This is a genomic window from Vibrio sp. 2017_1457_13 (assembly GCF_030851525.1).
Taxonomy (GTDB): Bacteria; Pseudomonadota; Gammaproteobacteria; order Enterobacterales; family Vibrionaceae; genus Vibrio; species Vibrio metschnikovii.
On the sequence record NZ_VHTA01000019.1, the window covers coordinates 1 to 11,018 of the forward strand.

The 11,018-nt window shown below is 38.2% G+C and carries 14 protein-coding genes; 11 read left to right on the plus strand and 3 right to left on the minus strand.

Annotation, left to right across the window (positions count from 1 at the left end):
• The first annotated feature begins 251 nt into the window (after positions 1 to 251).
• Together FKN88_RS16895 and FKN88_RS16900 are read left to right on the plus strand one after the other, a co-directional pair.
• Positions 252 to 638, plus strand: coding sequence for a VOC family protein (locus tag FKN88_RS16895; protein WP_306687741.1), 387 nt, complete (start codon positions 252 to 254; stop codon positions 636 to 638).
• 151 nt (positions 639 to 789) lie between these two features.
• Entirely contained in the window at positions 790 to 1,329 is a 540-nt protein-coding gene (locus tag FKN88_RS16900; protein WP_170906798.1) for a hypothetical protein, read from the plus strand.
• A gap of 136 nt (positions 1,330 to 1,465) precedes the next feature.
• Here FKN88_RS16900 and FKN88_RS16905 read toward each other — a convergent pair whose 3' ends face one another.
• Both FKN88_RS16905 and FKN88_RS16910 read right to left on the minus strand, forming a co-directional pair.
• On the minus strand, positions 1,466 to 1,744 hold the full coding sequence (locus tag FKN88_RS16905; protein WP_154170972.1) for a type II toxin-antitoxin system RelE/ParE family toxin: 279 nt from the start codon (positions 1,742 to 1,744) through the stop codon (positions 1,466 to 1,468).
• On the minus strand, positions 1,741 to 2,025 hold the full coding sequence (locus FKN88_RS16910) for a type II toxin-antitoxin system RelB/DinJ family antitoxin (RefSeq protein ID WP_017040620.1): 285 nt from the start codon (positions 2,023 to 2,025) through the stop codon (positions 1,741 to 1,743). The genes FKN88_RS16905 and FKN88_RS16910 overlap by 4 nt, the downstream gene beginning before the upstream one ends.
• A 275-nt stretch (positions 2,026 to 2,300) precedes the next feature.
• Here FKN88_RS16910 and FKN88_RS16915 point away from each other — a divergent pair, with 275 nt between their 5' ends.
• From FKN88_RS16915 to FKN88_RS16940, 6 genes are all read left to right on the plus strand, one after another.
• On the plus strand, positions 2,301 to 3,056 hold the full coding sequence (locus FKN88_RS16915) for an isocitrate lyase/phosphoenolpyruvate mutase family protein (protein ID WP_306687742.1): 756 nt from the start codon (positions 2,301 to 2,303) through the stop codon (positions 3,054 to 3,056).
• 2 nt (positions 3,057 to 3,058) lie between these two features.
• Entirely contained in the window at positions 3,059 to 4,117 is a 1,059-nt protein-coding gene (locus FKN88_RS16920) for a bifunctional transcriptional activator/DNA repair enzyme AdaA (protein WP_306687743.1), read from the plus strand.
• Positions 4,118 to 4,312: 195 nt separating this feature from the next.
• Positions 4,313 to 4,867: a potassium channel family protein gene (locus FKN88_RS16925; RefSeq protein WP_306687744.1), complete on the plus strand. Its 555-nt coding sequence runs from the start codon at positions 4,313 to 4,315 to the stop codon at positions 4,865 to 4,867.
• Between the two features lie 146 nt (positions 4,868 to 5,013).
• The gene (locus tag FKN88_RS16930; RefSeq protein ID WP_306687745.1) at positions 5,014 to 5,547 is read left to right on the plus strand and encodes a dihydrofolate reductase family protein; all 534 of its coding nucleotides are present in this window, start codon (positions 5,014 to 5,016) and stop codon (positions 5,545 to 5,547) included.
• A gap of 144 nt (positions 5,548 to 5,691) precedes the next feature.
• A complete protein-coding gene (locus tag FKN88_RS16935) occupies positions 5,692 to 6,231 on the plus strand; it encodes a hydrolase (RefSeq protein ID WP_161439090.1) in 540 nt (179 codons plus the stop codon).
• A gap of 149 nt (positions 6,232 to 6,380) precedes the next feature.
• A complete protein-coding gene (locus tag FKN88_RS16940; protein WP_306687746.1) occupies positions 6,381 to 7,211 on the plus strand; it encodes a DUF2971 domain-containing protein in 831 nt (276 codons plus the stop codon).
• 1,689 nt (positions 7,212 to 8,900) lie between these two features.
• Here FKN88_RS16940 and FKN88_RS16945 read toward each other — a convergent pair.
• Complete coding sequence (locus FKN88_RS16945; protein WP_161429676.1) at positions 8,901 to 9,452, minus strand: TetR/AcrR family transcriptional regulator; 552 nt, start codon at positions 9,450 to 9,452, stop codon at positions 8,901 to 8,903.
• Between the two features lie 93 nt (positions 9,453 to 9,545).
• Here FKN88_RS16945 and FKN88_RS16950 point away from each other — a divergent pair, with 93 nt between their 5' ends.
• From FKN88_RS16950 to FKN88_RS16960, 3 genes are all read left to right on the plus strand, one after another.
• On the plus strand, positions 9,546 to 10,016 hold the full coding sequence (locus FKN88_RS16950; RefSeq protein ID WP_187984757.1) for an HPP family protein: 471 nt from the start codon (positions 9,546 to 9,548) through the stop codon (positions 10,014 to 10,016).
• A gap of 187 nt (positions 10,017 to 10,203) precedes the next feature.
• Positions 10,204 to 10,485 (plus strand): type II toxin-antitoxin system Phd/YefM family antitoxin, encoded by a 282-nt coding sequence (locus tag FKN88_RS16955; protein WP_179876634.1) that lies wholly within the window; start codon positions 10,204 to 10,206, stop codon positions 10,483 to 10,485.
• Positions 10,482 to 10,769 carry a type II toxin-antitoxin system RelE/ParE family toxin gene (locus tag FKN88_RS16960; protein WP_017049660.1) on the plus strand — a complete coding sequence of 96 codons (288 nt, stop codon included), beginning with the start codon at positions 10,482 to 10,484 and terminating at the stop codon, positions 10,767 to 10,769. Before FKN88_RS16955 ends, FKN88_RS16960 begins: the two co-directional genes overlap by 4 nt.
• The last annotated feature ends 249 nt before the right edge of the window (positions 10,770 to 11,018 follow it).

An 11,018-nucleotide genomic window follows, 5' to 3' on the forward strand; every position in this document is an offset into this window, starting at 1 on the left:
AGAGGAGCCACAGTTCAATCGAACTATCAGATAGAGAACTTTAGTTGCAGCTAAAGTCTGGGTCTCACTTTACCCTGATTCGTTAGTTATTATCCATACAAACGGTTCAAGAGGGATTCGCAACGCGCAGCATTTTTGTAATGCGTTGACTTTTGTGGTTTACGGTGTTGTGCGGTGAGTTAGTCGTTGCGTTGCTCACCCCTTAACCGGGCGTTATGTTTACTCGGCTAAAGTTCAAATCGGAGAATGTTGTGAATTTAGAAAGTATTCATCATGTAGCGATTATTTGCTCAGATTATCAACGATCTAAGTCATTTTACACGGAAATATTAGGCCTTAAGATCCTTGCCGAAAATTATCGAGAAAGCCGAGATTCATATAAATTAGATTTAGCGTTACCAAATGGTGGACAAATTGAGCTGTTTTCTTTTCCAGAGCCACCGCCTAGATTAAGTAATCCAGAAGCTCAAGGTTTAAGGCATTTGGCGTTTGTTGTTAACTCAGTAGAATCGACAGCTAACGAGTTACAATCATACGGAATTGATGTTGAGCCAATTCGAGTTGATGAATTTACAGGTAAACGATTCACCTTTTTTAAAGATCCGGATGGTTTACCCTTAGAGTTGTACGAAAAATAAACATAACAAGGCGTTCAAGAGGGATTCGCAACGCGTAGCATTTTCGTTATGCATTGATTTTATTGATTTTATTGATTTTTAGTGTAATGCGGAAGGTTAGTAGTCGCGTTGCTCACCCCTTAACGCGGCGTTATACCACTTCGGAGATAAAATGCGCGAGCAATTAAAAAATCTGACAGAGAATGATTACTGGGTTTATGGTGTAACTGAATCCGACTTCGATCATGCAGTATCAATTGTGCGCGAAATGATAGAAGCGCGAAATCATCAGTATGAATCTGAAGCAGCAATGGTTCGTAGCGAAAGCTCTGAAATTGCGGATGATATCCTTGATGACGTTGCTTACTATCGTTATACCGATAATCAGTATCTTTGGCAGTTTGCTCTCTGGAGGCTTCAGGGATTAATTGAAGCAGTTATCACTTATCAGCTTGTAGATAAAAATACCAAGAAGCTGTTCGGGCTTAAGTCAAAACTAGAAGCTTTAGTTAACAGTGGCTATCAAATCGAGCAGCATGAGATCGAGGAGTTGTTACTTTGGGCAAACCTAAGGAATGCAATTTCTCATGCTCCCCCGGAACAGTTTCGACCTATTCCATTATGTGAAGACGATATTGTGGAATACCAGATGTTTGTAAAAAGGCTATTTGTGAGATGGCATTCAGGGAAAAACGTTGAGACAGTGGTATAACAAAGCGTTTAAGAGGGATTCACAACGCTTAGAATTTTCGTTATACATTGATTTTATTAGTTTTTAGTGTAATGCGGTGAGTTGGTCGTTGCGTTGCTCACCCCTTAACGCGGCGTTAGTTGCCCACCGACTACAATCAATCGGTAGGGAATTTCTGCTTCTGGTGTAGAACTCGCATTATGCGAATAATTGAACCTTCTACCCAGTACGAAACGATCATTGAGATTTCGGGAATAATGAGTAATCGTCCTCGAATTCCATCCCGTTGAACACCCATCAATGGTTGTTCGAGTAAGTTTTCTACTTTAGCCTCAATAATGTCATCAGTTTTTTCAGCCGCATTAGGGTTAAAGTCATAAAGAAACTCAAAGATCTTCTCACGATCATTTAGCGATTCCTCTTCCCATAAAATCATTGCTGGCCTCGATTACGAATTTTGGCCTTTCGTTCAGCCATTCGTGCTTTAGCTGAATTATGTTCAACAAATGAAGATTTTCCTGAGTCAAACTTCTCAAATGCTAGGTTTATTTGTTCAGTTAACCAAGCGTCATGAGATAATGTTTTTCTTTGTTGCTCAGCCATTTGTTCAGTAAGTTCACGGCAAGCATCGCTGAGTGTGCGACCTTGGCTCTCAGCCATTTGTTGGGCTAAACGTTTAATTTCGTCATCAACACGAAATTGAATTCTAGTGTCCATGAGTAGCTCCCTAAGTTTGCGTGTGTACAAATGTTAGCACTAGAATAGAGCAAGGGCAACTAACAAACGGCTCAAGAGGGATTGCCAACGCGTGGCGACTTTAGTGCAAAATTGAAGTTCAGTGTTTACAGTGTGTTTTTTAAGTTCGGCGGTGCGTTGTCAACCCCTTAGCCGGGCGTTATGTGCAATCGGTGAAAAATACTTGTCCAGTTTTCGGTTGTGGCTCAATACTAACGTCTAATATCATGTGCTCTCAACAAAACAGGAGATAAATCATGAACTTTAAGAGTTTACATTTCCAAGACTCGCCTTTATTGATATGCAATGTTTGGGATGTCGCAAGTGCGAAAGTAGCCGAAAAATTAGATTTCAAAGCCATAGGGACATCAAGTGCGGCAATAGCTAACCTGCTGGGCTACGATGACGGAGAAAAAATGAGTTTTTCCGAACTCAGTTATTTCGTTAAGAGAATAGTAGAAAATACTAAACTTCCTTTAACTGTCGACTTAGAGTCAGGATATAGTAGAGATACATCTAAAATTATAGGAAATATAATCAAGTTGGCAGATCTTGGGGTTGTTGGGATAAATATAGAAGATAGCATAGTTAATGAAGAACGCACGTTGCTTAATACTGAGTGTTTTTCAAAATTAATCTATGATATTAAAAGAAAATTGGAAAGTGAAAATAGGGACATTTTCCTCAATGTACGAACAGACGCTTTTTTATTAGGCTATGAAAATGCAGTGGATGAAACTGAAATCCGTATAAAATACTTTGAGGAAGCAGGTGCTGATTGCATTTTTATACCTTGTATTGAAAAAGAAGACGATATAAAAAGGATCATTAAAAGCACTAGTTTACCAATTAACGTAATGTGTATGCCGAATCTTCTTGAATTCGAAGTACTAAAAAAAATAGGTGTAAATCGCATAAGTATGGGAAATTTTCTCTTTGATTACATGTACAATGAATTTGAGAAGGTTTTGAGGGGTGTTGTAAGTGAACAATCTTTTAAAGTGATATTTTAAATATGCTGATTACCGATATAAAAAGAATAAATACCTATTATCAGGCACTCTTAGAGAGAGACTCCAGGTTTATAGGGGTATTTTATGTTGGAGTTAAAACTACGTCCGTTTTTTGTATTGCGACTTGTAGGGCAAGAAAGCCAAAGTTTGAAAATGTAGAGTTTTATACTACGTTTAAGGGTGCTCTTGACGCAGGCTTTAGACCATGTAAGGTTTGTAAACCGACTGAAAATGCTAATGAGGCGCCTGAACAAGTAGAGCAGGCTATGAAAATGGTTAGGGATAATCCAAAAGAAAAAATTTCAGATTTCCAACTTCGACAAAATATGATTAGCCCTGAATTGGTGCGACGGTGGTTTAAAAAAAATTATGGAATGACGTTTCAAGCCTATCAAAGAATGTACCGAATCAATAATGCATTTCAAGAATTAAAGTCCGGTAAAAAATCAACAGATACAGCTTTCGATATGGGGTACGACTCATTGAGTGGTTTTGGTTATACCTATAAGAGATTAGTTGGTAAATCCCCAATAAATAGTATTGGTGATAATGTTATATTAATTAGTCGACTTACGACTCCGCTGGGTCCAATGTTTATTTGTGCGACAGATGATGGTATTTGTTTGTTGGAGTTCGTTGATAGGAGAATGTTAGAAACGGAGTTTAAAGATTTACAGAAAACACTAAACGCAAAAATAATTGCAGGTGAAAATTATCATATTAAGAAAGCAAAAATAGAAATAGCCGAATATTTTAATGGTGAACGTAAGAAATTTGATGTAAAAGTTCAATTTCTAGGGACAGATTTTCAATCTTTAGTGTGGAGAAATTTGACGGATATTCCGTATGGTAAAACGTCAACTTATCAACAACAAGCTAGGAAAATACAAAACCCTAACGCTATTAGAGCTGTTGCTTCTGCTAATGGTTTTAATCGAGTTTCTATTCTTATACCTTGTCACCGTGTGATTGGCAAAGATGGAAAACTACTTGGATACGGTGGTGGGATCGAAAGGAAGCGTTGGTTAATAGATCATGAATTAACAAATAATTGCACATAACAAACGCTTCAAGAGGGACTTCCAACGCGTGGCATTTTTATTATGCGTTGATTTTTGTGGTTACGGTGTTATGCGGAAACTTGGTAGTAGCGTTGTCAGCCCCTTAAGCGGGCGTTAGCAATAGATGGTGTTAAAATGGCTATTTCCCCTTATAATACAGTTACTTGGAAATGGATAAGTAGGAAATCATAAACAATGACCATTGAAAGCCTCAAAACTAAAGCTGTCGGCACTTTATACTGGCTAGGCCTAAAAATACGTGGATCAACAGCGACATTCTGGGCCAATATTAAACGTCTCTTTCTCATCAGCCTAACATTACTACCTGTATATTTAGTCTCTATGTATTATTTGAGTGATCATGAAAAATTCTCTACTTTAGTCATTTGTTTGTCTATTTCTTCGCTTTATGTGTATCTGTTAAACTTTTTGTACAGGAACCTTGAGGTACAGTCTAAGCACTTTTGGCAAATACCATGTTTTTTTGTTTTTGTAATGTTTTTTCTTTCCATCATGTTTATGCCTTTAATTGTTGAGGTGAATGATGCGTTCAATGACGGTAATGTTAAGAATGCTTTTGATGCGATATATTTTGGAATAATATCTTTAACGTCAGTTGGGTATGGCGATATCCATCCAATAAATACTGTTGGAAAAATAATTAGTATTACAATGTCTATATTAGGTAGTATCCACATGATTATGTTCATAGCATTAGTACTAGATCGTATCACTGATAATCGAAACTAATATTGCTAACAAAGCATTTAAGAGTGATTCCCAACGCTTGGCATTTTTACATTCCATCGTTGGGTTTCGTGTTTACGGTGGTATGGTTAAAGTATTGTGGTAGCGTTGCTCACACCTTAATGCGGCGTTAGGTCTTAGGAGTAAAAGTGAAAGTTTCAGCTTACATGGCTCAAAGCCTTGATGGATACATAGCGGGAATAAATGGTGAGTTAGATTGGCTGGAAAATGTTGCTAACCCAGACGGTAGCGATTTTGGTTTTTCAGAATTCATGTCAACGGTTGATGTTCTTCTTATGGGAAGAAATACATTTGAAAAAGTTGCTTCCTTCGGTTTCTGGCCATATAAAAAACATGTGTATGTTGCCAGTAGCTCACTACAATCTATTCCTGATGAATTTGCAGATAAAGCTAGCTTGATTTCAGGTAGTGTCGCTGTAATGCTGGATAAACTTTCTTCTCAAGGCCTTGAATCTGTTTACATAGATGGTGGTTTATTAATCCAAAGTGCGTTACGAGCTAACGTGCTTGATGAACTAACGATCACTACGATGCCAATACTCTTAGGTTCAGGTATAAAGTTGTTTGGTGATTTAGATAATCAAGTTGCGCTTGAATTGGTTCATTCGGAAGTCTTGCTCAATCAAATGGTGAAAACGCGTTACCTTGTGGCACCGACCTAACAAGGCGTTAAAGAGGGATTCGCAACGCGTGGCATTTTCGTTATGCTTTGATTTTATTAGTTTTTAGTGCAATGCGGTGAGTTGGTCGTTGCGTTGCTCACCCCTTAACGCGGCGTTATAAGGTGGTTTAGCACAGGAGTTTGTATGCTTAATAAGGAAAACACTGGCCTGATTGTCGTTGATATTCAAGGTAAGCTTGCTCGATTAGTATCCAATAGTAACGAGCTCGTTTCAAACTGTACAAAACTAGTTAAAGGAGCCCAATTTCTTGGTTTACCAATAGTTTGGCTTGAGCAGAATCCTGATAAATTAGGTAAAACTATCGAAGAGATAAATGAGCTATTGAGTAATCAAAAGCCTATTGGCAAGTTCAGTTTTGACGCTTGTAGTGAGCCTCGTTTTATTGATGAAATCCAAAAGTCAGCCAAAACTTCTTGGTTAATATGTGGGATCGAAGCTCATATATGTGTTTATCAAACGGCACTCCATCTAAAAAATCTGGGTTACGATATACACTTGGTAAGCGATTGTGTTTCGTCACGTGATGAATTAAACAAAGAGCTAGCAATCAGAAAGTTAGCAGATTCTGGAGTTGATATAACTAGTTTAGAAATGAGTCTTTATGAACTAGTTAAAGATTGCCGAGTACCAGAATTTAAAGAAATACTCAATTTAATTAAGTAGTTACCCACCTTATAACAAACACTTCAAGAGGGACTTCCAACGCGTGGCATTTTTATTATGCGTTGATTTCAGTGGTTTCGGCGTTGTGCAGAAACTTGGTAGTAGCGTTGTCAGCCCCTTAAGTGGGCGTTAGGCTTATAGGAGGACGATTGATACTTTTTAAATATTTACCAGTCGAACGACTTGATGTTATTCGTAATCTGAAAATTAGATTTACACAACTTGGCTCGTTGAATGACTTTTATGAGACTTATCACTCATTAGATGTGAAAGACGACTTTGAACGTCAGTTGCAAAGTTCTCTTAATGAGTTAGACAAACTTTGGAGTGAACTAAATCCTATTGAACAGGTTGACCATAAAACTGACTATGAAAATGCAATAATTGCTGTCAAGGAGCTTTGGAAGAAAGCGATTAAAGACTTATTAATGACGCAAGGGATGGCCAATATGCTAGACAAATACCTTGGCATATTGTCTCTTTCTCAGTCAAACAGCAATCTTTTGATGTGGTCACATTATTCTGATTCTTATTGTGGTTATGTAATTGCGTTTGATTCAGAACATGAGTTTTTCCAAAAAAAAGATCAAACTGGCACAGTCACAGATCCTATACACGTTGAATATACGAAGAATAAACCGTTTATAAAATTAGCCTCATTTGATGCGCATAAGCAAATTATAGGAACAAAGGCTTTAGAGTGGCGCTATGAGCAAGAAGTTAGATTAATAATAAGTTTTCTTGGACTTCATCCAGTAAGAAATAGCGAAAATAGGCCAGTTTTAGACTCATTTGGTAATAAAATATATCTGATTGATATTCCGAAAGAAGCAATTAAAGCTATTTATCTTGGCCCCAGAGTGGTCGATGAAACAAAAACTTTCATATATGACTCCTTGAAAAAGAACCAGATTGAATGTTCTATATATCAAGGCGTTTTAAGTAGTGAGAAGCACTCTATAAGTTTTTATGAAATATAAGCCTAACAAGGCGTTAAAGAGGGATTCGCAACGCGTGGCATTTTCGTTATGCGTTGATTTTATTAGTTTTTAGTGCAATGCGGTTAGTTGGTAGTTGCGTTGCTCACCCCTTAACGCGGCGTTATGCTTTATTGAGCCTCAGCAAAATCAATATATAAATTTTAATGGGAAAACTCTGTCTGATTTAGAAGTTTTCCCATTCTAATTTATTGATATTATGAGTTTATTGTTCTTTTTTTTGTGGCTATTGAAAGTTGAACGATGCTTGTGTTTTGTCGGCCAACTCTGCTCTGATAAATTGTGTACGCAAAAGATTCAACGGTTGCTAAAAGGTCTCTTTCTTTGTTGTTGCTTGTTCATTGATTCCACCGGCTATTTCGCTTCAGCATGTTTGGGATCTCATCGGTTTCTTGCTTGCTGGCAGTGTTTGGTTAGCGCAAATTTATCGATGATTGTGCGCTTTTTTCCGGCTCTGCTCTGATAAATTGTGTGCGTAAAAGGTTCGATTGTTGCTGAAAGGTCTCTTTCTTTGGTGTTGCTTGCTCATTGATTCCACCGGCTATTTCGCTTCAGCATGTTTGGGATCTCATGAACATCTTACTTGCTGACAGTGTTTGGTGAGCGCAAGTTTATCGATGATTGTGTGCTTTTGTCCGGCTTTGCTCTGATAAATTGTGTGCGTAAAAGGTTCGATTGTTGCTGAAAGGTCTCTTTCTTTGGTGTTGCTGGTTCATTGATTCCGCAGGCTAATTCGCTTCAACTTGTTTGGGATCTTATCGGCAACAATACTTGCTGAAAGTAGGCAAGTTTATCATTTTGAGTTAAAGTGTTCGCAACCAATAAATATCGAAAAAGTTCAATATAATCAATGAGTAATAAAACATAACAAACGCTTCAAGAGGGACTTCCAACGCGCGGCATTTTTATTATGCGTTGATTTCGGTGGTTTCAGTGTTATGCGGAAACTTGGTAGTAGCGTTGTCAGCCCCTTAAGCGGGCGTTATGCTTTATGGAGCCTCAGCAAAATTAATATATAAATTTTAATGGGAAAACTTAATCTGATTTGGAGGTTTTTCTATTCTAATTGATTGATATTATGAGTTTATTGTTTTTTTGGTGGCGATTGAAAGTTGAACGATGCTTGAGTTTATTTGGCCAACACTGCTTTGATAAATTGTGTACGCAAAAGGTTCGATTGTTGCTGAAAGGTCTCTTTCTTTGTTGTTGCTTGTTCATTGATTCCACTGGCTATTTCGCTTCAGCATGTTTGGGATCTCATTGGCATCTAGTTTGCTGACAGTGTTTGGTTAGCGCAAGTTTATCGATGCTTTTGCGCTTTTCTCCGACTCTGCTCTGATAAATTGTGTACGCAAAAGGTTCGATTGTTGCTGAAAGGTCTCTTTCTTTGGTGTTGCTGGTTCATTGATTCCGCAGGCTATTTCGCTTCAACTTGTTTGGGATCTTATCGGCATCAATGATTGCTGAAAGTAGGCAAGTTTATCATTTTGAGTTAAAGTGGCTTTAACTAATGAACATTGTAAAAGTTCAATGTAATCAATAGGTAATAAAGCATAACAAACGCTTCAAGAGGGACTTCCAACGCGTGGCATTTTTATTATGCGTTGATTTTGGTGGTTACGGTGTTATGCGGAAACTTAGTAGTAGCGTTGTCAGCCCCTTAAGCGGGCGTTAGCACTCAAACGATTCCAGTATTTGAATACATTTTGATGTCACCAAATTTCCATTTCCACCGAGATGTGCGGTAACTATTGCTCCCTCTTTCATAATACAGATAGCATCAAGCAATGTATTATCGGTACTTATAAGATGGCGACTAATAATTTCCCGTACTTGTTCTTTGTGGAAGTGACAGAATTGAAATATTTCGCTGTTCATGTCGCTAAATTCTGCTGAAGTATTAATGAAAAAGCAGCCTCTAAAATCACCTAACATATTCTCTTTGTGCTCAAACCAACTTGCTAGCGATAAAAATAAACGGTGAATGACATCCTGATTTGAATTAGAACCTGAGAGCTTGTGTTCTAACCACGAGGTAAATATTTCGTGTCGTTTTTGTAAAGATGCAATAATTAAGGCTTCTTTACTTTCAAAATGAGAATAGAGAGTGCGTTTTGCTACACCAGAAACACTGATTACTTCATTGATTCCAATTGAATTTATCCCATTTTTATAAAAAAGGTCTAATGCTGTATCTATCAGTAATTGACGTTTTGGATTCATTTTATTTCTCCTTTAAATAGATATTGACACGTGTAGACCGAATTGTCTACCCTGTTCGTGTAGACAGATTGGTCTACTTTTTGGAGTGTGTTTATGAATAGTATGATCATGTCGATTTTTGCGGGTTTCGGGGCTTTTTTAGCCATAGGGTTACTCTCTTTTCTAGATTCAACATTGAATGAAGTTGCCTTATTAATGGCTCCTTTTGGTGCTACAGCGGTACTTGTGTTTGGGGTGCCAAGTAGCCCTCTTGCTCAGCCTAAAAATGTTATTTTTGGGCACTTAATTACAGCTTTTGTGGGGGTGTTTTTTACGCAGTATATTGGTGTGTCACCAGTTACATTGGCGCTAGCAACGGGAATAGCGGTGAGTGCAATGTTAATGACAAAAACGACACATCCCCCTGCAGGTGCAAATCCGTTGTTAATCATGCTATCGGGACAAAGTTGGGGTTTTCTAATTACGCCAGTTTTATTAGGTGCAATTTTGATTGTATTAGCAGGTAAAAGTATGCAAATGTTGGTAGTTAAGTGGGAAACAGTTAAAGTGCTAACAAGGCGTTAAAGAGGGATTCGCAACGCGCGGCATTTTCGTTATGCATTGATTTTATTGGTTTTTAGTGCAATGCGGTTAGTTGGTCGTTGCGTTGCTCACCCCTTAACGCGGCGTTATAACACAGAATCAATTCCTTGCTCGTAAATCTCAATTGAACTACTATTTGTACATTAAATTGTACTAAATGGAGTTCGTTATGAGCCGTATTCACCTTGATCAAGATATTCAGCCTTTGTCTGAGTTCCGTGCTGGCGTTGCATCATTTATCAAACAGATCAATGAAACTCGTCGACCATTAGTTATTACACAACGAGGTAAAGGTGTAGCCGTTGTTCTTGACGTTGCGGAGTATGAAGCAATGCAAGAGAAAATCGAATTACTTGAAGAAATGCGTACTGCAGAAGCTCAATTGGCTGCAGGTTTGGGTGTATCAAACGAAGATGCTCGTTCACAAGTTCTGGGACGCGTCATCAAATGAAAGTAGTTTGGTCACCTCTAGCGTTACAAAAACTTGGTGATGCCGCAGAGTTTATTGCGTTGGATAACCCCTCAGCTGCAGAAAAGTGGGTAAATGATGTGTTCGACAAAACGGAATTGCTCGGCTCAATGCCAGAAATGGGCCGCATGGTTCCTGAAATGCCTCATACGAACTACCGTGAAATAATTTTTGGCCATTACCGCATTATTTATAGTTTGGGCCTCGAAATACGTGTTCTAACAGTCCGTAACTGTCGTCAATTGCTCACGGAACATGATGTGTGAAACTGTGTTATAACAAACGCTTCAAGAGGGACTTTCAACGCGTGGCATTTTTATTATGCGTTGGTTTTTGTGGTTTTAGTGTTATGCGGAAACTTGGTAGTAGCGTTGTCAGCCCCTTAAGCGGGCGTTATGCAGCTAAACGATAATTATTTGATTACTAGGAGTTTTAATATGAAAAGGATTTTAGGTCTCGCGCTGGTAGCAGTGATTCAGGGTTGTGCCAATCAATCGGTAACCACAGAAAGGTTA